Source organism: Bradyrhizobium sp. USDA 372 (genome assembly GCF_053629095.1).
On the sequence record NZ_JBRJHR010000001.1, the window covers coordinates 6,662,658 to 6,688,150 of the forward strand.

Here is a 25,493-nt window from a genome sequence, read left to right on the forward strand (position 1 = left end):
AAGGTAGATCAAGCGCAGCGCGATAGCCATCGCAAATCGACTACGCGTATGGGCAAGCCGATGAACGAGGTGCTGCGCACCTGCATCGATCGGTACGGGAAGGTGGTGTGCCTCCGCTTTCGGCGGTCGAACGGACATTGGTTGGACTTGCTGTCCGATCGACCCAGTTGCGAATGCGAAGCCGCGAGCTGCTGGGAGTACCACCAATGATGTAGTGACTGCCATCAGCTTTCAGGCAGAATATCATCCCGATGCCGCTGCCCCGCCACAGTCTGTGCAAGATCGGAGGTGGTAATCAGCGGCCTCAACGGTCAGCAGGCGCGGCGGATGCACCCATGCCTGGTGATCTTGCATGGCCCCGACGTGCAACCGTCGGGGCCATTGTTGTGATCGCGCGACGAGATTGGCGAGCTTTGCCGAAAGCAGGGGCGTGGCGTGCTTTATTTGCGGCGAAAGACCGCCAAGGACGATCTTGCAATTTAATGCGCCGGGCCAAGCTGGTTTCAGATCAAATCTTGCCGGGCTCGCTTGTTCGGGTAAAAAGTCAGACGATTGCGCTGTCATCGCTTCACCGTCAAACACCGGGGCTATCACTCGTCAATTCGATCTGCGAAGCTGTGACAACACAAATGCGCTTGTAAGCAAGCGCGAGGGGAGGTTCGCAGTGGATCAAGTGCGACGCATGCGTGCGATGGGCTCATTGTGCCGCCAACAGGCAGCCTACAACAGCATGAACAAGTGGAAGCTGCTCGCAGAAGCAGAGTACTGGGATCATCTGGCCGATCTTGCGGTGTCGTCTCACTTCCAGCAATGCAACGCCATTGCCTCGAATGAGGCCGAGCAGTCTCAATCGATCGCAAACGCGAGTGATGCTGGGTCGACGACGATTTCCGTCGCGTGAGGTCGGAAAGGCCGTGCACCCATGAAAGGAAGGTCGGCTCTGAGTGCTGATCGTCCAGAGCATGACTGCTTGTGACCCCCACAGCGGAGTTGACTCGTGTTCAGTTCCAATAACGCAAGTATAGGGTTGCCGTGTCACCCGTATGCTTGCTGTGCAACGTCTGAAGTTTGGAAAAGCGCGATCATGGTCGGGTAAGCTCCTCCATGAGCGCCTTGGCGGAACGAAGGTCCGGCGTTTCGAAGCCTTCCGTAAACCAGCCGTAAACCGAGCCAAGAAGGCGCCGCGCGTCGGCCGTCCTGCCCTGGTCGCGCCAAAGCCGAGCCAAACTTATTGCAGCACGTAATTCAAAGGACTTTGCGCTCTGTCTTTGCGCGACCTTGAGTGCAGTTTGCAAATACCCCTCGACCTCGTCAGCCGGAGCACCACGAAAGCGGTGCAGTTCACCGTCGATGCATGCAAGTTCTGCCTCCCACATATGCTCGCCGCTGTGCGCGGCAAGGGCCTTTGCTTCGGCAAGGGTAGCGACGCCGTTGTCGTAGTCGCTCAAGTGGAGGTAGGTGGCCGCGAGCATCCACAAGTACCGAACCTGGTACCAACTGGCTCCGAGCCTGTTCCGCTCGTTCAGACTGAGGCGCATGAGCGCCAGGCCGGCCTCCACGTTGCCCTCTTGCGCCATTGCCCAGCCCCGCAGGATGAGGCCGCTCACGCGCCAATAGTTCAAGCTGTTCTGATCGGCGAGATGGATGATGGCGTCGGCGTGCGCATGTACGGCCGCCACGTTTCCCATTAGCTCCGCAGGAGCCGCCTCGCCATAGACCTGCACATGCGCGGTAAGGTTCGTCTGATTCAACTCCATGGCGTATTGAGATGCGGCACGGCTAGTCCGCTGAGCCTGTTCGGGGTAACCAAGAACCCAAAGCACAATCGCCAAGTAGGGTAGCGCCGAGGCCTTCGGGTCATGTACGTAGTGCACAGGCGGCGGCCGATGCTCCTCTGGCTGATAGCGACTCAAGATCGTTTCGAGCTCCGAGCGTGCGGTCAGAAAATCACCGGAATGCATTGCGGTGAGCGCGGCCAGACGATGCGCAGCCAATTCCAGTGCTGTGTGCCCGGTGCGCTCGGCGGCGCGCTGCGCTTCGGCAACGAGGCTCTGCATGGCAGCAAGGTCGCCGCGCACGAAGTGGAAGATGAATTTGCCGCTAAGGGTGGAAAACAAGGCACCCGTGTCGTCGAGCTCATAGCAGAGCGCATGAGCCCTGCTGAAGGCTGTGCCAAGCTGCGGAGCCGTGTATCCGTGAATGGCAATCAGTGGACCTCCGATTGCTGCTTGCAGAGCGAGTTCCTGGCGATCACGCTCCGGCCCTTGTGGATTGGACTTGAGTGCCTCCAGTCCCCTTGTGAGATGGGTGATCGCTTCGAGATTGGCGGAACGCGCAGCCGCAATACGGCCGGCCCGCTGCCAGTAGTCCACCGCCTTTCCTGCCAGTCCACCCTCGGTGAGATGCAGAGCGATCGTCTCCGGCTCCGCCTCCGCACGGGCAGGATAATGTTGTTCGAGAGCTGCAGCTATGCGGGCATGGATCTGCTGCCGCTTGCTCTTGAGGAGGCTCTCGTGCGCGATGTCCTGCACCAGCGCATGTTTGAAGCTGTAGCCAACATTCGGAGGTGCGCCACGACGGAATATCAGTTCCGCCGCCAATAGATCATTGAGAGCATGCTGGAGCGCGTGCTCGTCGAGCGCCGTCACAAGGCGCAGAAGATCGTGTCCGAATTCGCGTCCGATGCAAGCTGCAATCTGGGCAACTTCCTTTACCGGCGCCAATCGATCAAGGCGGGCCATCAAGGAGTCCTGCAGCGTCGTCGGGATCGCAAGCGGCGGCAATGGGCCGATCAACTCATAGCGGCTGCCCTGATCTTTGAGCAGCCCGGATTCGACGACGGCCTTGGTGAGCTCCTCGACGAACAACGGCACGCCGTCGGTCTTGGCCAAAATCTGCTCGAGCACCTCCTGAGGGAGCATTTTGCCGCCCGTGATCCGGTCAACGACTGCCGCCCCTTGCCTACGTCCCAGTCGGCTTAGAAAGAGCGCTGTCACGTGTCCATGACCCGTCCAGCGCGGAATGAACTCGGGCCGGAAGGTAACGATCATCAAGATCGGAAGTCGCTGCGCCTCGTCGACAAGCCGATCGAGAAGTTCGAGCATAGAAGGGTCTGCCCAATGGACGTCCTCGTAAACGGCAAGCACTGGCTGTCTTGCCGCTAAGCCTTGTATCTGTTCCAGAAGGGCCTGGAAGGTTCGCTCCTTCTTCTGGTGCGGACTAAGTGCAAGGGGTGGGTATCTCTCTCCGGTCGGGATTGCCAGGAGATCCGCGAGAACCGGCGCGCTCTCATGCACATCGTCCGCACCAAGAGCAAGCATGGCCTCGAGTTTATCGAGCTGTTCGTCGGAAGCGTCCTCCCGCCGTATTGCCGCTGCCCGTTCAAGGAGGCCAACGACGGGATACAAGGCGGTGTTGGTATGAAATGGTGAACAGAAATGGCTCAGCGGCGTGTGCGGCACACGTGCGACCTGGTCGCGTAAGGCTCGCACGAGCCGCGACTTGCCAATGCCGGCCTCGCCGCCGAGCAGGACGATCTGTCCTTCCCGCTCTTTCGCCCGCTCCCAGCGATCCAGGAGCAATGCAAGTTCTTCATTCCGTCCGACCAGTGCGGTCGTTGCCATGCCATGCTGGGCCTCGAACCTGCTCTCTGCTGCGCCTTCACCAATGACAAGCCACGCCTGCACCAGTTCCGGGAAACCCTTGAGAGGCACCGTGCCGAGGTCGTGGTACGTGAAAGCTTCGCCGAGTAGGCGGCGGGTCGACTCGGCAATCACCACATCACTCGGCTTGGCCAGACCTTGCAGTCGGGCGGCTAGGTTTGGTGTTTCGCCGATGACTGCGCGCTCGCGAGCCTCTCCCTCGCCAATCAGCTCGCCGACCACGACCAGACCGGTTGCGATGCCGACGCGAGCGGCGAGCGCTGCACCACCCGGTTCGGTAAGGGATGCGACCGCCTTGGTCACTCGAAGCCCAGCGCGAACGGCGCGCTCCGCCTCATCTTCGTGCGCCCGCGGCCAGCCGAAATAAGCGAGAACGCCATCGCCCAGGAATTTGGCTATGTGGCCTTCGAATCGGTCGATCTCGCCCACCACGGTGTTATGGTAGGCCTGCAAGAGGTCACGCAGCTCCTCGGGATCGCGCCCTGAAGCAAGTGCCGTCGAGCCGACCAGGTCGACGAACATGACTGTGAGCTGCCGACGCTCCGCGTCCGAAGGGATCGATGGCTTCGCGTAGTCGGCAGGTCCATTGGCCTCGACAGCCACCCGAGCAATCGGCGGAGCGAGTGCATGGATTGCCCTTAGCAAAGCCTTGCGCGGGCCGAGTGGCAAGCCAAGCTCCCGCAGGTCGGCTTCGGTCAGTTCTGGCAAAATCTCGGACGTGATTTCAGCGTCGCGAAACGTCTTTATGTAGCGCTCCAGCCCGAGACCGCGAAGCCATTGCGCGATATCCACGATAAGCTTCCTCGTGCCGCATCAGGCAACGGTCAGCTCAATTGAACGTATGCAACTTCAGCTTCAGCGAACCATCTGCCTGACGCTCAAACACGTGGGTTGCTATCCCGCCTGCAGGTTGGCTGGCGCCATCCGCTGTCTTACCGTTGGCACTCCAATGGGCCGTGCCGTAGACGATATTCTCATCTCCACCGGCGTCGATGACGACTAACCTGTGATCGGTGAATCCGCTTGAAAACAGCCCAGCAAAGAAGCTCTCGATCGCTGTCGGACCGGATATCACTTGATGCGTCGGCGGCAACAATTTGGCGTCTGACACGTAAGTCGCCGCGATAGCCCTGGCATCTGCTTTGTTGAATGCTGAATCCCACGCGGCGTACGCCGCAGCAATGTCGTGTTTTATGGAGGAAGCTAATGCTGTCATGATCCCTCCCTCAATCGCGGGGTTGCCTTCGCAGGAAACCGATTACGTCACCTGACGTCGTTCGACCGCTGCGCAAAATGCAACGAGAGAACGCGACGTCCTCACGGGCCTGCGACCTGTTGCAGCCTGTTGAAGCGCGCCTTCTGCTCGCTGCTCAGCGTGGCATAGAATTCGTCCAGGGCCGGCTCGACCAGCTTCGCGGCCGTCAACATGGCCTCAAGCCGGTGCTGCATCGTCTCGAGCCGTCCAATAGGCGTCAGCGGCGCATCGTTCGGACAGGCCGCCTGGAGGCCCTCAACGCCCTTCGCCGTCGCTTCGCTGAGCCGATCGAGCGCCTCCTTCTGCTTACCAGCGGGGTGGAGCACGGCTTCGATCCTCTGGATCGGCAGCTGCGTCAGGCTGGACTTCGGATCGCCGCAGCCCTCGCTACTCGCCTCCTGCTGCTGCGGAGAGCGCTCGCCGACATTGGGACCGAGCGCGTTGAAGCGGGCCTGCTGCTCGTCACTGAGCGAGTTGTAGAAATTCTCCAGTGCCGGTCGAACGATCTTGACGGCTTCAAGCGTCGCGCTGATGCGGTTCATCATCGCGCGCAAGCGGCCAGGAGGAGTTAGTGCATAAGTCTCCGTGCACGAGTCCTTGAACACACCGGCAGCATTGGCCGCCGCCGTCTTGAGCTCGTCCAACAATGCGCGTTGCTCCGGCGTCGGCCGCACCGCCTGTGCGATATCGGCAAGCGGCCAGGCGGTCACGCCCTTGTCCGGTGTGGCGCACAATTGCTGAAGCATCTGCGGGCTCACGCTGGCGCGCTGGCGCGCGCGGTAGCTGCCGCCGGCTTGCGGAGTGTCATACGGGTAGGTGCTGGCATAAGCGGAGTAAGGGCCGTCACCGCCCCAGAACACGGTGTCGACGAAATCGTCATAGGCGTACGCCCAATATCCGGGCTCGTAGGCATAGGACCAGAACGTGTAGTTGAAGATGTCGGAATAGGCGTAAGGCCAGAACACGGGCCCAAGCCAAGCCACGAACACCGCGGGATGACGGTGACGCCAGGCCTGTCGGGGAGCCCAGCCGCTTTGGCGGGCGGCGAGCGCCGCCTGGGCTTGCGCAGGGGCCTGGTCGCGGAAGCGCTCGGCAAACCGGCCGCGCTGGGTGGCCTGCGCAGCCGCAAGTGTCGCAGCGCGCTCCGCCGGGGCCTGCAATCCAAGCCGCTGCTGGCGCGCCAGGTCAATTTGCTGCGCGCGCTGCTCTCGGCCAAGCAAACGGTTCTGCGCCTGGAGCGTCCGTTGCTGCTCGCGCAACGCTCGCACGCCTTCGGGCTTTTGCGACTGCAATTGCTGCACCCGCTGCTGCAGGCGTTCGATGCGGGCCTGGCGCTCCGTCGTCTGGCGCGTCAGCATGTCGCGCTGGCGCTGCTCGACCTGCTGCGAGCGCTGTTGGACACGTTGCTCGCGCTCAAGAAGGCGGCTCTGCGACTGCAGCAACCGTTGCTGCTGCTGTCGCGCCCTTGGGTCTTCCGTCTTCTGCGATTGCAATTGCTGCACGCGCTGCTGCAAGCGGTCGATGCGGTCTTGGCGTTCCGCGGATTGGCGCGAAAGCATCTGGCGCGGCGGTCCCGATCGCTCGCTCACGGCCGGGGGTGCACTTGGGCGCGAAGGGGTGGCGATATGCGGCGTCGGCCGCGGCGCCATGGCCGGACGTTGTGGCGCTGCCGGCGGGGGGTGGAATTCGCGCCGCGGCGCCGCCACCTGCGGGGCGGCTCGCGGGGCACTGAATTGTGGGCTCGGGCGCGGTGGCGGTGATGCGATGTGCGGCGCCGGACGTGGCGCCATTGCCGGCCGCTGCGGCGCGGAAGGGGGATGGAATGCCGGCGCGGCGGGACGCGCCATGGCTGGCGGTGCCGCTGGACGCGCCATGGCTGGCGGTGCCGCCGGACGCGCCATGGCTGGCGGTGCTGCTGGACGAGCCATAGCCGGCGGTGCTGCCGGACGGGCCATGGCCGGTGGTGCTGATGGCGGCGCTGCGGCTGGCCCTGGTGGTCCACCCCGTCCGTGTCCCAGGGGGCCCTGGGCCGACGCGCTCGTCGTCAGCATCGAGACGCCAACCAAAACAGCCGTCAGGCAAACGCCACGCGGAAGCATGATCTTCGCTCCCAGCTCGTAATCGCCCACGACTTTCAACGCACGGCCGGCCGAATCGTTCGTTGCTGGCCACTGCCGGCATTGCGATCTTCCGACGCAGGCAGCCTCAAGAGAGATCCTGCGTCAGGGTGTGGCGAGCCGCTCCAGCGCCCAGTCGATCTCGAGCGGCCGTCCAGGTTTGACCAGCTTGGCGGCCGTCAGTATGGCCGCTCTGAATTTGCGTCCGCGTTCGGCGGCAGAACGGGCATTGGTCGGACTCGCGGCTCGCTGGCCGCGGTTGACCCAACCGATACATTGGCCCGGGGCTTCTGTCCCACGTTTTGCGTTAGGACCACGGCGGCTCTTCGCTCGCCCCGGCTGCCTCGTGGTGGATCGTGAAACCCGCCGAACGCAAGCCGGTCAGCAACACAGTTCTTACAGAGGCAGGATCGAATCCAATATCCTTGGCGTTTGGCGGATGTGCCTCGCTGCCCTTCAATCGGAGCGCCAAGTGCAATTGCTCGCAAAGGTGCTGAACCACGAGATTGACCTGATCGTCAGTCATGATCTGCATTTCCTGCTACCGTTTTGCCTCCCAATTAGTAGCACACATGAAAATAGGCCGGTACGCGATAGTCGAATGATCGGCGCGAACGGGCGCCCGATGATCCGGCGCTGGCCTGTGAGTCGGCCCTGGTTGCAGCGCAGTCAACGCTGGCTGCGCTCCAGGCTTCACCGCCCGACGTCCAGCAACATATTTCCATCGATACTGCTCTGCACTATGGCAATGCCGCATACCGCAATATTGGCTCTGGCAATCGCCTCGACTTCACCGCCGTCGGGCGCGACATCAACATCCTCAGCCGGCTGGGAGGCGATGGGGCGGCTTGAAAAACGCTCTCAGCGGCGGCAATCTTGACATGACTGAGGCCTCGATCTTGAGAATCTCGGCTTATGCCGATCGATGCAAGGATCGACGATGAAGCAGCGGCTTATAATGTGGCTTGCCGTTGTTGCGAGCGTCGCCTTGGTGCTCGCCGTCGCCTGGGCCGCCATCCTCTGGACCCGTCCGGAGCCTATTCGTATCGCATTCGCCAATTCGCTCTCTGGCCCGTCCGCTCCGGCCGGGACGGAAAGCCTGGTCGCGACGCAGCTTGCAATCGACGAGGTGAACGGCAAGGGTGGCGTCAACGGGCGGCCGATTGAACTCGTTCTGTTCGACGACGCAAGCGATCCAGCCGTGGCGCGCGCGAATGCGCAGGCGATCGCCAACAGCCCATGCGTCGCTGTGCTCGGGCACTATCTCAGCTCCGCATCGCTCGCGGCGGCGCCGGTATATAAGGACGCGCGGATCCCGGCACTCACGGGAGGCGCGGCTGCCGACGAGCTGACATCCGGTCATGAATACTACTTTCGTGCGCTGTCACCGGTCTCCGCGCAGGCGCGCTCGATCGCGGAACATCTGCGCGCCGTGATGAAGGAGCCAAAAGTCCGCCTTGTTCACACGCTCGATTCCTATGGCAAGAGCTTTGCGCGCGGATTTGCGGCTACCTATCCGTCGGAGCAGTTGCGTGCATTCGGACTGGACGTCGCCCCGAGGCGGATTGGATCGATGGACGAGGCGCTGGACGCCGCCGCGCAGGAACCTGGCCCTGGCATCATCGTCGTTGGCGCGGCAGCCGATTATATCGCAGCCATCGTCAAGGGGCTGCGCCGCCGCGGCATCAAGGGCACGATCATCACAACCCAGGGGGCGGGTCGCGAAAGCTATTTGAAGAATTTCGTCGACGAGCCCGAGGAAAAAGCGCGTCCGGGTTTCTTTAGTGAGAATCTGTATGCCGCATCGTCACTGATTTTCGATAGCGCCGGCGAGGCGGCGCAGGTTTTTGCTGCCGACTACAAAGCGAAAGCGGGAACCTCCCCAAGCTGGGTTGGCGGCGGCTCGTATGACGCCGCGCGTCTGATGATCGATGCGCTGAGACGAGCTGCCGTACATCGCCGGTTTATGAGTCAGGGGATTCAGAAACAATCCGACAGCAAGGCTGCAGATCGCGACCGCGTGCGCGTCGCACTGGCCGCAATCGACAGTCCGAAATCGGCGGTCGTCGGGCTGACCGGGCGACTCTATTTCAATGCGAACCGCGACATTCCGCGCCCGATCCGAATGGGCTTCTTCCGCTACGGTCGGTTCGTCACGGCGCCGCTGCAACTCGTGCGGATCGATCAGCCTAGTGGAATCGATCTCGCTGCAGAACAGGAGGCGGGCCATGTCATCGCGTTCGAGGATCGGCGCTACTGGATTCAGCGCGTTGTTTATACCGGCATCGACATCATTCGCGTCGGCCGGATTGACGTGAAGCAAAATTCGTTCAACGTCGACTTCTATCTCTGGATGCGGTTCGCTGGCGACGATGCGGCGGAGACGCACGTCGAATTCCCGGCCTTGCTGGATCGTGGGGCGTTCGATCCGGCTCGGCCAATGCAGGCTGGAAAGGAAGATGGCCTGAGCTATCGGCTCTATCGCGTCAGCGGCGATTTCAAGGCCCGTTTCGATCTCCATGATTATCCGTTCGACACGCAGCAGTTGCGTCTGCATTTCCAGAATACGGAACAGCGGCGGGAACTCATCACCTATGTCATCGATCGGTTCGGCTTGCGCCTCGCCGACGACGGAAGCTCGCGGGCCGAGGACGGGGCCTATTCCGGACTTCAGCTCTGGCGATTTCTCGGACTGAACTATTTCGTCGAATCCCTGTCCAGTGGCTCGGCGCTCGGAAAGGCGTCCTTGTTTGGCGCCGAAGCAAGTACGGAATTTGCGGGCTTCGATGCGGTCATCATGCTGCGCCGCAGCTCCGCCATCTACATGCTGAAGAACCTGCTGCCGCTGTTTCTGCTCGTGCTCGTCGTATTCACGACGCTGTTCTTTCCCGAAACCATGTTTCGTGAACGCGTGACGATCCCAGTAACCTCGATCCTGGCGAGCGCGGTGCTGCTCGTAGCGGTGAACAGTCAGATCGGCGATGTCGGATACACGGTGGTGGTCGAAGAGATGTTCTACATCTTCTTTGTACTATGCCTCATGACGGTATTTGCGGGCTACAGGCATGAAAAACTTCGGGACGCCGGCCGAAAGCGCGTCGCAGTTGTTTTGGATCGCGCAGCGCAGGTCGTTTATGCCGGGACGGTGCTCGCTGTCATCGTCGTGCTCTACCGGCGTTATGCCGTGTGAGCAAGCGTGGATACCTCGCCGACCCGCCAGACCTTCTTGAAATTCAGGAGAGATCCTGCGTCAGGGTGGTGGCGAGCCGCTCCAGCGCCCAGTCGACCTGGTCGCTTGTGATCACCAGCGGCGGGGCGATGCGGATCGTATGCTCATGGGTATCCTTGGCCAGGATGCCCTTGGCCTGGAGCGCCTCGCAGTAGCGGCGTGCCCGCCCGGCCTCGGGATGAAGCTCGACCGCCAGCATCAAGCCGCGCCCGCGTATCTCGCGGATCGTATTGGCACGGATGTCCTCCAAGCCGTTCAGAAAGCGTGCCCCTTGCCTCGCCGCGTTATCGATCATGCCTTCCTCGACCAGCACGCGCATCGCCGCGCGTGCCACCGCGCAGGCAAGTGGGTTGCCTCCGAAGGTCGAGCCGTGCTGCCCGGGCCTCAATGTCCCGAGCACTTCGTTGTTCGAGAGCACGGCCGAGACCGGATAGAAGCCGCCGGACAGGGCTTTGCCGAGCAGCGTCACGTCTGCTTCTATACCCTCGTGCTGTTCGGCGAGCAGCTTGCCGGTGCGGCCGAGCCCGGTCTGGATCTCGTCGAGCACCAGCATCACGTTGTTGGCGGTGCAGAGCTCCCGGACCTCAGTGAAATAGCCGGGCGGGGGAATGATGACACCGGCTTCGCCCTGGATCGGCTCGACCAGAAAGGCGACGGTGTTCGGCGTGATTGCGTCCCGCAGCGCTGCGGCGTCGCCGAACGGGATGATCTTGAAGCCCGGCGCGAACGGCCCGAAATGGGCGCGTGTCTCGGGATCGGTCGAAAAGCCGACGATGCCCAGCGTGCGTCCGTGGAAATTGTTGGCGCAGACGATGATCTCGGCCTGGCCGTCCGGCACGCCCTTCACCTCGTAGCCCCATTTGCGGACCGACTTGATCGCGCTTTCGACGGCCTCCGCGCCGCTGTTCATCGGCAGCACCTTGTGGGAGCCGGTGAGCGCCGCGACCTCCTCATAGAACAAGGCGAGCTGGTCGTTGTGGAAGGCGCGCGAGGTGAGCGTCAGCCTGTGCGCCTGTTCGACCATCGCAGCCAGGATCTTGGGGTGGCAGTGGCCCTGGCTGACCGCCGAATAGGCGGACAGGCAATCGAGGTACCGGTTGCCTTCGGTATCCCAGACCCAGACACCTTCGCCGCGCGCAAGGACGACCCCGATCGGCTCGTAATTGTGGGCGCCAAAGCGTGCTTCCGTCGCAACGAAATCAATGACCGACGCGCTCATCTGCCGTCACTCCATTGCTGCGCGCGGCGTCAACCGACGGCATCGGCGGTCGCGCCCAAATGAATGTGGGTATCGGTTTGCCAGCTCGGAAGCCTTAATGCGCCGATGGCGCGGCGCGGCCTGATAGTCCCGAAATGTCAGGTGGTTCTGCCGGGCCACAGGGCGCCGTTCGGCGACCCAGGCTCTACGGTGCATGGGGTTGTTTTCGCAGTTTTTGTTGTCGAGCCCGTCAGCGAAGCGCGCAAGGCACGCTCAGGAAGCCGCGGAACCGCACCCGTCCGCCGCGCACCGGCTGGCCGCTCACGGCATAGTTCGGGAAGCGCGCCAGGAAGCGCGAGATCGCAATCGCCCCTTCCAGCCGCGCCAGCGCCATGCCGGCGCATTGATGCGCGCCGGTGGCGAAGGCGAGGTGCCGGTTCGGCGTGCGCGCGATGTCGAAACGCTCAGGGTCCGGAAACTGCGCGGGGTCGCGGTTCGCCGCGCCGATGCACAGCGTCACCGACGTGCCGGCTTCGAGCATGACGCCACCGAGCTCGACCCTCTCGGTCGTCATGCGATTGCCGAGCTGGTTGGAGCTCTCGTAGCGCAGCATCTCCTCGACCGCGGTCTTCATGTCCGGGTTCTCGGTCAGCCGCTGCTTCTGGTCGGGATGTCGGTCCAGCGCCACGAGCCCGTTGCCGATCAGGTTGGTGGTGGTCTCGTGGCCGGCATTGAGCAGGAAGATGCAATTGTGCAGCAGCTCCTTCTCGGTCAGCCGCTCGCCGTTCTCCTCGCCCTGGATGAGGCGCGTCAGTACGTCGCGCTCGGGATTGCCGGGCTTGGCGCGCCGGCGCGCGACCAACGTCTGCAGGTAAGCGAGGAAGTCCGCCACCGCCTTGTTGCCGCGCGTCGCAGCCTCCGTCGACACCACCGGTTCGAGCGCGCCCAGGATCGCCAGCGACCAGTCGCGCAGCGGTCCGCGCTCCTCGTGAGGCACGTCGAGCAGATTGCCGATCACCTCGATCGGAATCGAAGCGGCAAAGTCCTCGATCAGTTCGCAAGCGCCCTTGGCGGCGATGGCATCGAGCAGGCCGTCGACGAGCTTGATGAGGTCCCCCTCCATGCTCGCGATCGCGCGCGGCGACAGTGCGCCCATGATCAGGCGGCGCACGCGGGTGTGGGCGGGCGGGTCGTTGAAGACGAGGCTGGTGGTGTGGTGCTCGTAGAGCGGCGTGTCGCCGTATTTCGGCGCGAACTCGCGCTTCTTGTCCGAGCTGAACGATTTCGTGTTCTTGTAGGTGGTGACGAGATCGTCGTAGCGGGTCAGGAACACGGTGCCGCTGCGCAGGCGCTTGACCGGCTCGTTCTCCCGCAGTGCACGATAGGTCGGATAGGGGTTGTCGTAGAACTCCGGCGTCAGCTTCTCGAGGTCGAAGCTTGCCGCCAGCGCCTTCGCATCTGCGTTCATCCCGTTATACTCGCCGGTTAAAGCCGATATGCCGTTTTTGTTGTTCTGGTCGACGCGTGCATGCGTCTACAGTCTTTGCACCTTGCTAGCCGACCGGACAGGAAAATGCACGCACGCGCTGACGCTGCCGACACGGCCCCGAATTGGCCCGACGATATTTTCGCGACCTTGCAGCGCTTCGACGTCCGGCAGGTGCCTTACGTGCCTGACGCCGGTCATTCCAGGCTGATCCAGCGCGTGCTGGACTCCTCCACCATGCGCGGCATTGCGCTGACGACGGAGGAGGAGGGCGTGGCGCTGCTCGCCGGCGCCTGGGCGGGTGGACAGCGCGGCGTCTTGCTGATGCAGTCGAGCGGCGTCGGCAATTGCATCAACATGCTGTCGCTGATCCCGATCCTGCGCTTTCCGTTTCTGACGCTCGTGACCATGCGCGGCGAGTGGGGCGAGTTCAATCCATGGCAGGTGCCGATGGGCTCGACCACGCAAGGCGTGTTCGAACTCTCCGGCGTCAAGGTGCTGCGCGCCTCGCACGCAGCCGAGGTGCCGGCGGTGCTGGAGGCCGCCGCAGCCCAGGCCTACAACGCGCTGACCCCTACTGCCGTCCTTCTGTCGCAGCGCCTGATCGGCGCCAAGGTTTTCACCAAATGAGCAAGGCCAATCTCCTCGACCGTCGCCAGGTCGTCTCCACGCTGCTGGCGAACCGCAAGGACGTCGTCGCGATCGGCGGTCTCGGGGCCTCAACCAACGACATGTGCGCCGCCGGCGACCATGCCCGCAACTTTTACCTCTGGGGCGGCATGGGCGGCGCCGCGATGATCGGGCTGGGTCTGGCGCTGGCGCAGCCGAAGCTGCCCGTGCTGGTCATCACCGGCGACGGCGAGATGCTGATGGGAATGGGCAGCCTCGCCACAATCGGCCTGCAGAAGCCGGCCAACCTCTCGATCGCAGTGCTCGACAACGAGGCCTATGGCGAGACCGGCGGCCAGACCAGCCACACCTCCGGGGCCGCCGACCTCGTCGGCATCGCCAGGGCTTGCGGCATTAACGACAGCCGGGCTGTCACGACCATGGCCGAAGTCGAAGCCTTCACCAAAGCCGTCCACGACGTCTCTGCCGGGCCGCGATTTGCCAACGTGAAGATCGACAGCGCCAATCTGGAGCGGATTCTGCCGACCCGGGACGGGACCTACATGGTCAACCGGATCCGCGCTGACCTCGGCTTCCGGCCGATCTAGGCGGTCTGCCCATCCCTTGCCGAACTCCTGCACGCGGGCCGTGCAGGCTTGATCAATTTCCATCGATTCTACGTCGCACACAGGTTGCGATGCAACATAGTGCTTGACTCCTGCGTGGGTGAGTGCTTACTCACCCAGCATGAGCTCATTGCGTATGACCAGCGACCTGAGGCGTCAATTGATCCTCGGCGCCGCAAAGCGCTGCTTTGCCCGACACGGCTACACCGGCACCACGACGAAGAGCGTGGCGGCCGCGGCTGCGATTTCTGAGGCGCTGCTGTTCAAGCATTTCCCGTCCAAGGCGGCGCTCTATGCCGAGATCCTCAGCGACGAATGCGAGGCGGATCCCGCTCTGATGGAGCTGCTCGAACGGGAGCCCTCGACCGCCACGCTGGTCGAAGTGATCCGCGGGATGGTCGAACACTTCCTCCAGATCGCCGACGGTCCCGATCAGGAAGAGGCCCAGCGCCTGCGGCTGATGGCCACGAGCCATTTGGATGATGGCGAATTCGCCCGCTTGCTCTATGCCAAGATCGAGACGCTGATAGGCGCTGTCTTCGTCGCCTCGCTCGAGCGTGCGGTTGCGAGCGGTGACGCGCGGCCCTGCGCTGGCGATCCGCTCAACCTGTTCTGGTTTGCGCATCATGCTGTGATGACCGCGGCGCTGACCAGGCTGCCGGCCACGCCCTGTCTTGCTTACGGCAGGGCGACCGACCTGGAGCGGCAGCTCTGTGAGTTTCTCCTGAGGGGTATCGGACTTAACGACGCCGCAATTGCTTCGCATCTGGGCCGCAATCAGGCCGCGGATGCGAACCAGGCGGCGATTGCAGAAAGTGCATGACATGAACATCGTGGCCGAAAACAAGATTTCGGGGCAACCGATCGACAACAAGGCTCCCAAGCGTCCGGTCCGGCCGGTACGCTGGTTCATCATCGTCGGCACGCTTCTGGCCGTGCTCGTCGGTGGGCTCGTCTGGTTCAATTCCTTCCGCGGCCAGATGATCAAGCAGTTCTTCGCCAACAACAAGCCGCCGCCGACCCCGGTCAGCGCGGCCGAGGCGAAGTCCGAGGTGGTGCCGAACCTGCTCACCGCGGTCGGCAGCCTCGTCGCCGTGCACCAGGTCGACGTCAGCGCCGACGTCAACGGCCGCGTCACCGAGATCAAGTTCGAGCCGGGTACGCGTGTCGAGGCCGGCACGCCGCTGGTGCAGCTGTTCGACGCGCCGGAGCAGGGCGATCTCGCCAATTACAAGGCGCAGGCGACCGTCGCGCAGCTGTCGCTTGATCGCGCCAAGCAGCTGGCCTCGCGCCAGTTCGGTCCGCAGGCGACCGTCGATACCGCGCAGGCTGCCTACGACCAGGCGCAGGCGGGCATCGCCAAGACCGAAGCGTTGATCTCGCAGAAGCTGGTGCGCGCGCCGTTCGCCGGCGATCTCGGCATGCGCAAGGTCGAGGTCGGTCAGTATCTCACCGCCGGCACCGCGATCGTGTCGCTGACCGATCTGTCGGAGCTGTGGGCCAACTTCACGGTGACGGAAAAGGATTCCGGCAGCCTCAAGGTCGGCCAGACCGTCCGCCTGAAGGTCGACGCCTATCCCGGCCGCACCTTCCAGGGCAAGATCACCACGATCGAGCCGCAGATCGCCACAGATACCCGTAACATCCGGGTGCAGGCGACGATCGCCAATCCGGAGAAGATCCTGAAGCCCGGCATGTTCGTGACCACGACGGTGGTTTTGCCGGAAAAGCCGGCCGTGATCACGGTGCCTGAAACGGCGGTCGATTACACGCTGTACGGCGACTCGGTGTTCGTGATCACCGAAAAGAAGGAAGAGGACGGCAAGACCAGCCTGTCGGCGGTGCGCACCTTCGTGCAGACCGGCAACCGGGTCGAGGGTCGGACCGAAATCGTCAAGGGCCTGAAGGCAGGCGACAAGGTCGTCGCCGTCGGCCAGCTCAAGCTGCAATCGGGCGCGCCGGTGTCGATCTCGACTGATCCGGCCCCCCCGACCCCGGCGCAGCCGCCGCGCTACTGACAACATCCTCGCGTGATCCGGCCCGGCCGGATCACGCATCTTGAAAAAAGAAATCGAGATCGCCCGCGATGGCCTTTACCGATATTTTCATCAAACGACCGGTTCTGTCGGTTGTCGTCAGCCTGCTGATCCTGCTGATCGGCCTGCGCGCGGCGATGGTGCTGCCGATCCGGCAATATCCGAAGCTGTCGAACACGGTCATCAACATCACGACCGTCTATCCCGGCGCGTCCGCAGATCTGATCCAGGGCTTCATCACGACGCCGATCGAGCAGGCGGTCGCCTCCGCCGAGGGCGTCGACTACATCACCTCGTCCTCGGTGCTCGGCACCTCGACGATCCAGGTCTACATCAAGCTGAATTTCGATCCGAACCAGGCGCTCACCGAGGTGCTGGCGAAGACCAATTCGGTGAAGTACCTGATCCCGAAGGAATCCAACGACCCGATCGTCACCAAGACCACGGGCCAGACCACGGCCGTGATGTATCTCGGCTTCTCGTCCGAGGAACTGTCGGGTTCGGCGATATCGGACTACCTCACGCGCGTGGTGCAGCCGGTGCTTTCCACCGTCGACGGCGTCGCGTCGGCTGACATTCTCGGCGGCCAGACCTTCGCCATGCGGCTCTGGCTCGATCCTGTGAAGATGGCCGGCCGCAATGTGTCGGCTTCCGACGTTGCGACGGCGATCGCCGCCAACAACTTCCAATCCGCGGCGGGCCAGACCAAGGGCTATCTGATCGTCTCGAATATCTCGACGAACACGGACCTGACCAACGTCGATCAATTCAAGAGAATGATCGTCAAGGCGAAGGACGGCGGCTTCGTGCGGATGGAGGACATCGCCACCGTCGAGCTTGCCGCCCAGAGCACGAACGCCAGCGTCGCCTTCAACGGAGAGCACGCGATCTTCATCGGCGTTCAGGCGACGCCGCAAGGCAATCCGCTGACGCTGGTCAAGGGTGTCCGCGCGCTGTTCCCCGAGCTCGAACGCAACCTGCCGCCGTCGATGAAGATGAAGGTCGCCTACGACTCGACAAAGTTCATTCAGTCCTCGATCGAGGAGGTGGAGAAGACGCTGGGCGAAGCCGTGATCATCGTGATCGTGGTGATCTTCCTGTTCCTGGCCTCGCTGCGTTCGGTCATCATTCCCGTCGTCACCATCCCTCTGTCGATGATCGGCGTCTGCACCTTGATGCTGGCGCTGGGGTTCAGCTTCAATCTCCTGACCCTGCTCGCAATGGTGCTGGCGATCGGCCTCGTCGTCGACGACGCCATCGTGGTAGTGGAGAACATCCACCGCCACCTGGAGGAGGGCAAGACGCCGGTCCAGGCCTCGCTGCAAGGCGCGCGCGAGATCGTGGGCCCCGTCATCTCGATGACTATCACGCTCGCGGCGGTCTACGCGCCGATCGGTTTCCTTGGCGGCCTCACCGGTTCGCTGTTCCGGGAATTCGCCTTCACGCTGGCGGGCTCGGTGATCGTGTCGGGCGTGATCGCGCTGACGTTGTCGCCCATGATGTGCTCGGTGCTGCTGAAGAACACCGAAGAGGGCCGCTTCGCCAAGCTCGTCAACAACGTGTTCGGCGCGATGACGCGCTGGTATGGGCGGAAGCTCGACCGCTCGCTGGACTACAAGGCCATCACTGGCCTGTTCGCGATCACGATCCTCGGGCTCGTCGGCTTCCTCTACATGCACACCTCGAAGGAGCTGGCTCCGGAGGAGGATCAGGGCATCGTCTTCGCGGTGACCAAGGCGCCGAAATACGCCAACATCGATTATCTCGATTTCTACGGCGACAAGCTCGACAAGGAATTCGAAAAATTTCCGGAGACCGATCTGCGCTTCGTCCTGAACGGCATCAACGGCCCGCAAGGCGGCATCGCCGGCATGTTGCTCAAACCCTGGGACGAGCGAAAACGCTCGTCAATCAAGTTGAAGCCTCTGGTGCAGGCCGAACTCTCCAAGATCGAGGGCGTGCAGGCATTCGCATTCAACCTGCCGCCGCTGCCGGGCGGACCTGGCGGCCTGCCGGTGCAGATGGTGATCAACTCCACCGCTGGATTCCAGGCGGTCTATGAGCAGATGGAAAAGCTGAAGGACGCCGCGCGCAAGAGCGGCATGTTCATCGTCTCCGACAGCGACCTGGCCTATAACCAGCCGAACGTTGAGGTCACGATCGACCGCACCAAGGCGCAGGACCTCGGCGTCAACATGCAGAACCTCGGCTCTACGCTCGCGGTCCTGCTGGGCGGCAACTACATCAACCGCTTCAATCTCGAGGGTCGCTCATATCAGGTCATTCCGCAGGTGCCGCGCGTCAATCGGCTCTCGCCGGAAGCCCTCGGCGGCTATTACGTGACCACGAACACCGGCCAGCAGCTTCCGCTGTGGACCGTGGTCTCGATCAGGACCAAGACCGACCCGAATTCGCTGACGCACTACAATCAGCTCAATTCGGCGACGTTCTCGGCCGTGCCGATGCCCGGCGTGACCATCGGCGCTGCGGTCGATTTCCTCGAAGGCGAGGCCAAGAAGCTGCCGCAGGGCTTCAGCCACGACTATCTTGCCGATAGCAGGCAATATGTTCAGGAGGGCAATCAGCTCGCGATCACTTTCTGCTTCGCGCTGATCATCATCTTCCTGGTGCTGGCAGCGCAGTTCGAGAGCTTGCGCGACCCGCTGGTCATCATGATCTCGGTGCCGATGGCGATCGTCGGTGCTCTGATCCCGCTGTTCTTCGGCGCGGCGACCATGAACATCTACACCCAGGTCGGTCTGCTCACCCTGGTCGGCCTGATCACCAAGCACGGCATCCTGATGGTGGAGTTCGCCAACGAGCTCCAGGTCAACGAGCGGCTCGACCGCCGCTCGGCCATCGAGATGTCGGCCCGCATCCGCCTGCGGCCGATCCTGATGACCACGGCGGCGATGGTGACCGGCCTGATCCCGCTGCTGACCGCGACGGGCGCGGGCGCGGCCAGCCGCTTCTCGATCGGCCTCGTGGTCGTCGCCGGCATGTCGATCGGCACGCTGTTCACGCTGTTCGTGCTGCCGGCGGTCTATGTGGTGCTGGCGACCGACCATCGCGCGGCGGCCGATTCCGAGCGGAACAAGCAGGTCAACGAGCTCGACCTCGATGCAAAGGTGCTGCGGCCGACCTGAGGCCGCTGGCAAGGCAAGTCCCGAGGGGCGGCAGCGGTCATCCGCTGCCGCCCTTTTCGTTGCGCCCCGGGTGAGCCCTTTTCCCGCGCTTGCGAGAGACAAGGTCCGGGCTTCTTGCTAGGTTCCGCGGGATGAGCCTGTCCCTTCACCCCGACACCCGCCAAGCCGGGACACTGCCGAGCGCGCCCCGCGGCGAGGCCGGCTCCGGTGAGACGGCGGGCCGCGGAATCCGGACCCGGCTCTTTGCCAAATACGTCGCGCTGTTCGTGGCCGTCGTCGCCATCGCGCTGCTCGCCAATGGCTTGTTCGAGGTCTACTTCTATTATCGCGAGCACAAGGCCTCGCTGATCCGGGTCCAGCACGAGCAGGCGGAGGCGGCCGCGGCCAAGATCGGCCAGTTCGTCAAGGAGATCGAGAGTCAGCTCGGCTGGACCACGCAGCTGCCCTGGTCGAGCGGTTCGATCGAGCAGCGCCGGTTCGACGCGCTGCGCCTGTTGCGCCAGGTGCCTGCGGTCACCGAGCTGGCCCAGGTGGATTCGACCGGCAAGGAGCGGCTGCGGGTCTCGCGGCTGGCGATGGACGCGCTCGATAGCGGGATCGACCTGTCGAGCGACCCGAAGTTCACCGAGGCGGTCGCGCGCAAGGTCTATTACGGACCTGTCTATTTCCGCCGGGAGTCCGAGCCTTACATGACGCTGGCGCTGGCGGGCGCGCGCAAGGACGCCGGCGTCAGCATCGCCGAGGTCAACCTCAAGCTGATCTGGGACGTCGTGTCCCAGATCAAGGTCGGCGAGCACGGCCACGCCTACGTGGTCGGCCCGGAGGGCCGCCTGATCGCGCATCCCGACATCAGTCTCGTGCTGCGCAACACCGACATGTCCGGCCTCGCCCAGGTGAGGGGTGCCCGAGCTGGTGGCGGCACCATGCCGGACTCGTTGCAAGAGGCGAACAACATCCAGGGACAGACGGTCCTGACAGCCTCAGCCCCGATCCCGCCGCTGGGCTGGACCATGTTCGTGGAGCTTCCGGTGGAGGAGGCCTATGCTTCGCTCTACGCCTCGTTGCAGCGGCTCGCCATCGTGCTGCTCGCGGCCTCGATTTTCGCGGTGCTCGCCGGGGTTTTCCTGGCGCGCCGCATGGTCGGGCCGATCCAGGCGCTGCGCAGCGGCGCCGAGCGGATCGGCGGCGGCGACTTCTCCCAACGCATCTCGATCAAGTCCGGCGACGAGCTCGAAGGCCTCGCCGATCAGTTCAACGAGATGGGCGCGCGGCTGCAGGAATCCTATGCCGACTTGGAAAGGAAGGTCGAGCAGCGCACGGCGGAATTGAGCGAATCGCTGCAACAGCAGACCGCAACTTCCGAAGTGCTCCAGGTTATCTCCATTTCCCCCGGACAATTGGGGCCGGTATTTCGCATCATGTTGGAGAACGCCACTCGCATCTGCCAGGCTGAGTTCGGGTCTCTTTATCTGCGGGAGGGAGACACGTTCCGCGCCATCGCGATGCACGGTGTTCCGGCCGAGCTGAAGGACGAAATCTACCAGAAGCCGACACGGCCGGCTCCGAACACCGTCATCGGCCGCATCGTTCGGACCAGGGAAACCGTGCATGTTGTCGATACGAGGACGGAGCCGGACTTCTTCGAAACACCTCAAGGATATGACGGACCAATACTGGCGCTACGCGCCGGGGCGCGGACACTGGTTGGTGTTCCCATGCTCAAGGACGGCGACCTGATCGGCGCGCTTCTGATCTACCGTCAGCGGCCTCTTGCCTTCTCCAGCAAGCAAATCGAGTTGGTGACGAATTTTGCGGCGCAGGCTGTGATCGCGATGGAAAATGCGCGCCTGCTCAACGAATTGAGGGACCGCACGGATGAGCTGTCGCGCTCACTCGAGGACCTGCGCGCCGCTCAGGACCGTCTGATTCAGACCGAGAAGCTCGCCTCGCTCGGCCAGCTCACCGCCGGCATTGCCCATGAGATCAAGAACCCGCTTAATTTCGTCAATAATTTCTCCGCGGTCTCGACCGAGCTGATCGACGAGCTCAACGAGACCCTGCAATCCGCCGCGCTCGACGGCAAGACGAAGCAGGAGGTTGACGAGCTGACCGGCATGCTCAGGGCAAACCTCGAGAAGGTGGTGCAGCACGGCAAGCGCGCCGATTCCATCGTCAGGAACATGCTGCTGCATTCGCGTCAGGGTTCCGGCGAACATCGCGCCGTCGACATCAATGCGGTGGTGGAGGAGAGTCTCAATCTCGCCTATCACGGCGCGCGCGCCGAAAGGCCTGCCTTCAACGTTACGCTCCAGCGCGATTTCGACCCGGCTGCCGGCATGATCGATATCTATCCCCAGGAGATCACGCGCGTCTTTCTCAACCTGATCTCGAACGGCTTCTATGCCGCGAACAAGCGCAAGGAGAGCGACGGCGAGGCGTTCGAGCCCACCTTGCGCGCGGCAACGAAGAATCTCGGCGACAGGGTCGAGATCCGGATCCGCGACAACGGCATGGGGATTCCGCCTGAGGTGAAGGAGAAGATGTTCAATCCTTTCTTCACCACCAAGCCGGCCGGCGAAGGCACGGGCCTAGGCCTTTCAATGAGCCACGACATCGTGGTGAAACAACACGGCGGCACGATCGACGTGAACACCACACAAGGTGTATTCACCGAATTCATCATCACGCTGCCGCGGACGATGGCAGCGGCCGACACTTCCGGAGGAAAGTCTTGAACGTTTACATCCTGGTCGTCGATGACGAGCCCGACGTCGAGGCATTGTTTCGGCAGCAGTTCCGGCGCGACCTGCGCGCCGGCCGCTTCCAGATGGAGTTTGCGCTCTCGGCCCCCGAGGCGCTCGAGCGCGCTGCCGAAGTTCGTGATCCCTCGCTGATCCTGATCCTGTCCGACATCAACATGCCCGGCATGAGCGGGCTCGACATGCTGCCGAAAGTGCGTGCCGCGCATCCGGACGTTCCCGTCATCATGATCACGGCCTATGGCGATGCCGAGACGCGCCGCAAGGCGATCGAGCGGGGCGCCGTCGGGCTCCTCACCAAGCCGATCGACTTTGTGCTGCTGCGCCAGGAGATCGATACGAGGCTCGAGCAAGCCGCATGACTGCGACCATCCTCTTCGTCGACGACGAGCCGGACCTCGAGGCGTTGATCCTGCAGAAATTCCGCAGGCAGATCCGCGATGGGCAGCTCGCGCTCATCTTCGCGCGCGACGGCCTGGAGGCGCTGGAATCGCTGGAGCAGAATCCGCATGTCGACATGGTGGTTTCCGACATCAACATGCCACGGATGGACGGTTTGTCGCTGCTGGCAAAGCTCCAGGAGGCCGAGGAGAAGAAGTCGACCATCATCGTCTCGGCCTATGGCGACATGAGCAACATCCGCACCGCCATGAACCGTGGTGCGTTCGACTTCCTGACCAAGCCGATCGACTTCGCCGACCTCGAAGCTACGATCGAGAAGACCATCCGCCATGTGGAGATGCTGCGCGAGGTGCGGCGGCGCCAGATGGAAGCCGAGCGCGCCCATGCTTCGCTGTCGCGCTTCTTCTCGCCGGAGATCGCAAGGCGGCTGGCCGGCGACGTCGATGGCGACGGCATGGAGGTGCAGTGGCGCGATGTCGCCACCCTCTTCACCGATATCACCGGCTTCACCTCGCTGGTCGAGACCGCCCCTCCGCAGACGCTGGGCGAGCTCCTCAACGAATATGTCGGCGGCATGACCGAGATCGTGTTTGCCCATGAGGGGACGGTCGCCAAGATCATCGGCGATGCGATCCAGGTGCTGTTCAACGCCCCCGGCGACCAGCCGGACTATGCAACGCGTGCGGTCGCCTGTGCCCATGCTCTCGACGCCTGGGCAGAGGACTTCTCGGCGAGCTGGAAGGCAAGAGGTGTGAATTTCGGAGCCACCCGCATCGGTGCCCATGCCGGCCCGGCGCTGGTCGGCAATTTCGGCGGCAACCGCTTCTTCGATTACACGGCCTATGGCGACACCGTCAATACGGCGGCCCGGCTGGAGACAGCGAACAAGCATCTGGGAACGCGCATTTGCGTCAGTGCCAGCGTGGCAAAGGGGGCCGAAAATTTTCGTGGCCGTCCCGTGGGCGACCTGATGCTGCGCGGACGCAGCGAGCCGCTGCGCGCCTTCGAACCGCTGCTGCAGGCGAAATTCGAAGCGTCGGCGACGGCGCAATATGCCGAAGCCTTTGCCAAGATGGAGGCCGGCGATGCCGCCGCCATGCCGGCCTTTGCCGCGCTGGTCGGCATGCACGCCGACGATCCCTTGGCCGGGTTTCACCTCAAGCGCCTGCTCAACGGCGCCAAGGGCACCCGCATGCAACTGGAATAGGAGTCCGTCATGACGCGCGAATTCTCGGCCGGCAACTACCGTTTCATTCCATCCGTATTCCAATATTCCGCAGGTGCCGCCGCGGATGCGGGCTATGAGATCGAGCGGGTCCGGTTCGACCGCCTGGTGCCGCTCGCGGAAGGATTTGCGCTGGCTGCAAAATTCATCCAGGAGGCGGGGTGTCCGCTGACGGCTTTCTGTGCCTGCGAGCTGCGCTCGCCGGCGGCCTTCAGCGAGGAAGGTTTTCGCGCGTTCAACCTGCACTATGTGAAGACGCTGTCCGAATGGGGCATCTTCGACGGCACCACCAATCCGGTGGCGCGCAGCAATGTCTGTCCGGAGATCGATCCGCCGTCTGAGCCGTCGTTCTATGCGTTCTCCTTCACGCGTCCAACGCGGTCAGATTTGCCGAGCTTCGTCATCGCCGGCGGCGCCGAGGCGCGCGAGGGCGGCGGCACCTATGTCGAGCGCACGGTGAGCTACCGCGACCTCAGCCCGGAGGGGCTGCGCGAGAAGGTGCGCTTCACCACCACATCGCAGATGGAAAACCGGATGGCGGCCTTCGGCTTCGGCTGGAAGGATACGACCGGCGTGCAGGCCTATTCGGTGCACGACTTTCACCACGCGCTGGTGGACGAACTGGTCCGCCGCGGCGCGCTCCGCTCCGGACTGACCTGGCATTTCGCCCGTCCGCCGGTGGTCGATCTGGAATTCGAGATGGATTGCCGCCGCGTGCTGCGGGAGGTGGTGATCTGAGGTCCTCATGCTGAGGAGCGGCCGTGAGGCCGCGTCTCGAAGGATGGCCGCGGGTTGCAGCGGGGCCATCATGGTTCGAGACGCACGTAATAACGCGCTCGTCACCATGAGAAATAATCAACGCTGCCTTGGGTCCAGCGCGTCGCGCAGGCCGTCGCCGAGCAGGTTCAGCGACAGCACGACGAGGAAGATCGCAAGACCCGGCCAGATCGCCATCCAGGGCGCCTGGGTCAGGAAGCGCTGCGCGGCGTTGAGCATGCTGCCCCAGGACGGCGCCGGCGGCTGCTGGCCAAGACCGAGGAAGGAGAGGGCGGCCTCGGCGATGATGGCCGCTGCGATCGAGAGCGTCGCCTGCACCAGCAGCGCCGGCAGGATGTTCGGCAGGATGTGCGAGAACGCGATCCGCCACGGCGGATTGCCGAGCGCGCGCGCGGCCTCGACATAGTCTTCGGCCTTGACGACGAGCACCTGGCCGCGGGTCAGGCGGATGAAGATCGGCGTCGCCGAGATGCCGATCGCGATCATGGCGTTGCCGAGGCTCGGGCCGAGGAAAGCGGCGAGCGCAATCGCCAGGATCAGGAACGGGCAGGCCAGCATCGCATCGGTGATGCGGCTGATCAGTGCGTCGGTGAAGCCGCCGCGATAGCCGGCGAGCAGGCCGAGCGGCACGCCGATGCCGAGCGCGATCGCGACCGAGATCAGACCCGCGAGCAGGGAGGCGCGCGCGCCGTAGACGACTCGGCTCAGGATGTCGCGGCCGAGCTCGTCGGTGCCGAACCAGTGGGCTGCTGTGGGCGGCTTGCGCACCAGGCTCCAGCTCGTCGCGAGGGGGTCGTAGGGCACGATGAGCGGGGCGAGCACGGCAAGCGCGATGAATATCGTGAGCACGATGAGCCCGAACACCGCGGCCTTGCGCTTGAACAGCCGCCGACGCGCGCGGCGGGCCGGGCTATCCAGCTCGTCGGCTCGAGTGACAGGGCTCGGCAGCGCGGCGTCGGTCATGAA

At 63.5% G+C, this 25,493-nt stretch carries 20 protein-coding genes; 13 read left to right on the forward strand and 7 right to left on the reverse strand.

The genetic code is table 11. From position 1 onward, the window contains the following. Positions 1–664 precede the first annotated feature (664 nt). Positions 665–901 carry a hypothetical protein gene (locus AB7M16_RS31190; RefSeq protein WP_212254817.1) on the forward strand — a complete coding sequence of 79 codons (237 nt, stop codon included), beginning with the start codon at positions 665–667 and terminating at the stop codon, positions 899–901. A gap of 181 nt (positions 902–1,082) precedes the next feature. On the opposite strand, the gene AB7M16_RS31195 is transcribed toward AB7M16_RS31190, so the two are convergent. The 3 genes from AB7M16_RS31195 to AB7M16_RS31205 all read right to left on the reverse strand — a co-directional run bounded on the left by AB7M16_RS31195 (position 1,083) and on the right by AB7M16_RS31205 (position 5,900). Further along, positions 1,083–4,454: an AAA family ATPase gene (locus AB7M16_RS31195; RefSeq protein ID WP_453946286.1), complete on the reverse strand. Its 3,372-nt coding sequence runs from the start codon at positions 4,452–4,454 to the stop codon at positions 1,083–1,085. Between the two features lie 37 nt (positions 4,455–4,491). Next, entirely contained in the window at positions 4,492–4,878 is a 387-nt protein-coding gene (locus AB7M16_RS31200) for a YybH family protein (RefSeq protein WP_172783995.1), read from the reverse strand. Positions 4,879–4,979: 101 nt separating this feature from the next. Continuing rightward, entirely contained in the window at positions 4,980–5,900 is a 921-nt protein-coding gene (locus AB7M16_RS31205; protein WP_257187586.1) for a Spy/CpxP family protein refolding chaperone, read from the reverse strand. A 12-nt stretch (positions 5,901–5,912) separates the two neighbouring features. On the opposite strand from AB7M16_RS31205, the gene AB7M16_RS31210 reads away from it, so the two are divergent. Then, the gene (locus AB7M16_RS31210) at positions 5,913–6,677 is read left to right on the forward strand and encodes a hypothetical protein (RefSeq protein ID WP_246570623.1); all 765 of its coding nucleotides are present in this window, start codon (positions 5,913–5,915) and stop codon (positions 6,675–6,677) included. Beyond that, the gene (locus tag AB7M16_RS31215) at positions 6,674–6,847 is read left to right on the forward strand and encodes a hypothetical protein (protein WP_453946287.1); all 174 of its coding nucleotides are present in this window, start codon (positions 6,674–6,676) and stop codon (positions 6,845–6,847) included. Before AB7M16_RS31210 ends, AB7M16_RS31215 begins: the two co-directional genes overlap by 4 nt. Positions 6,848–7,341: 494 nt before the next feature. Here the strand turns inward: AB7M16_RS31215 and AB7M16_RS31220 are convergent, their stop codons facing one another. Further along, positions 7,342–7,560, reverse strand: a complete 219-nt coding sequence (locus tag AB7M16_RS31220; RefSeq protein ID WP_172783998.1) for a hypothetical protein — start codon at positions 7,558–7,560, stop codon at positions 7,342–7,344. 414 nt (positions 7,561–7,974) lie between these two features. Here AB7M16_RS31220 and AB7M16_RS31225 point away from each other — a divergent pair, with 414 nt between their 5' ends. Beyond that, the gene (locus AB7M16_RS31225) at positions 7,975–10,224 is read left to right on the forward strand and encodes an ABC transporter substrate-binding protein (RefSeq protein ID WP_453946288.1); all 2,250 of its coding nucleotides are present in this window, start codon (positions 7,975–7,977) and stop codon (positions 10,222–10,224) included. Positions 10,225–10,267: 43 nt separating this feature from the next. Here the strand turns inward: AB7M16_RS31225 and rocD are convergent, their stop codons facing one another. After that, on the reverse strand, positions 10,268–11,482 hold the full coding sequence (gene rocD / locus AB7M16_RS31230; protein WP_453946289.1) for an ornithine--oxo-acid transaminase: 1,215 nt from the start codon (positions 11,480–11,482) through the stop codon (positions 10,268–10,270). Between the two features lie 229 nt (positions 11,483–11,711). Further along, positions 11,712–12,929, reverse strand: a complete 1,218-nt coding sequence (locus AB7M16_RS31235; protein WP_453946290.1) for a cytochrome P450 — start codon at positions 12,927–12,929, stop codon at positions 11,712–11,714. Between the two features lie 105 nt (positions 12,930–13,034). Here AB7M16_RS31235 and AB7M16_RS31240 point away from each other — a divergent pair, with 105 nt between their 5' ends. The 9 genes from AB7M16_RS31240 to cnbZ all read left to right on the forward strand — a co-directional run bounded on the left by AB7M16_RS31240 (position 13,035) and on the right by cnbZ (position 24,488). Continuing rightward, the gene (locus AB7M16_RS31240) at positions 13,035–13,577 is read left to right on the forward strand and encodes a phosphonopyruvate decarboxylase (protein ID WP_172784002.1); all 543 of its coding nucleotides are present in this window, start codon (positions 13,035–13,037) and stop codon (positions 13,575–13,577) included. Further along, on the forward strand, positions 13,574–14,164 hold the full coding sequence (locus tag AB7M16_RS31245) for a thiamine pyrophosphate-dependent enzyme (protein WP_453946291.1): 591 nt from the start codon (positions 13,574–13,576) through the stop codon (positions 14,162–14,164). The genes AB7M16_RS31240 and AB7M16_RS31245 overlap by 4 nt, the downstream gene beginning before the upstream one ends. A gap of 139 nt (positions 14,165–14,303) precedes the next feature. Further along, on the forward strand, positions 14,304–15,005 hold the full coding sequence (locus AB7M16_RS31250; protein ID WP_172784004.1) for a TetR/AcrR family transcriptional regulator: 702 nt from the start codon (positions 14,304–14,306) through the stop codon (positions 15,003–15,005). A 1-nt stretch (position 15,006) separates the two neighbouring features. Next, entirely contained in the window at positions 15,007–16,200 is a 1,194-nt protein-coding gene (locus tag AB7M16_RS31255) for an efflux RND transporter periplasmic adaptor subunit (RefSeq protein WP_453946292.1), read from the forward strand. A gap of 68 nt (positions 16,201–16,268) precedes the next feature. Next, entirely contained in the window at positions 16,269–19,364 is a 3,096-nt protein-coding gene (locus AB7M16_RS31260) for a MexW/MexI family multidrug efflux RND transporter permease subunit (RefSeq protein ID WP_453946293.1), read from the forward strand. Between the two features lie 131 nt (positions 19,365–19,495). After that, positions 19,496–22,099, forward strand: coding sequence for an ATP-binding protein (locus AB7M16_RS31265; protein WP_453946294.1), 2,604 nt, complete (start codon positions 19,496–19,498; stop codon positions 22,097–22,099). Further along, positions 22,096–22,485, forward strand: coding sequence for a response regulator (locus AB7M16_RS31270; protein WP_035710643.1), 390 nt, complete (start codon positions 22,096–22,098; stop codon positions 22,483–22,485). Before AB7M16_RS31265 ends, AB7M16_RS31270 begins: the two co-directional genes overlap by 4 nt. Continuing rightward, positions 22,482–23,732, forward strand: a complete 1,251-nt coding sequence (locus AB7M16_RS31275) for an adenylate/guanylate cyclase domain-containing protein (RefSeq protein ID WP_453946295.1) — start codon at positions 22,482–22,484, stop codon at positions 23,730–23,732. The genes AB7M16_RS31270 and AB7M16_RS31275 overlap by 4 nt, the downstream gene beginning before the upstream one ends. Before the next feature lie 9 nt (positions 23,733–23,741). Further along, positions 23,742–24,488, forward strand: coding sequence for a 2-amino-5-chloromuconate deaminase CnbZ (gene cnbZ / locus AB7M16_RS31280; protein WP_453946296.1), 747 nt, complete (start codon positions 23,742–23,744; stop codon positions 24,486–24,488). 117 nt (positions 24,489–24,605) lie between these two features. Here cnbZ and AB7M16_RS31285 read toward each other — a convergent pair whose 3' ends face one another. Beyond that, positions 24,606–25,490: an ABC transporter permease gene (locus AB7M16_RS31285; protein ID WP_453946297.1), complete on the reverse strand. Its 885-nt coding sequence runs from the start codon at positions 25,488–25,490 to the stop codon at positions 24,606–24,608. Between the last annotated feature and the right edge of the window lie 3 nt (positions 25,491–25,493).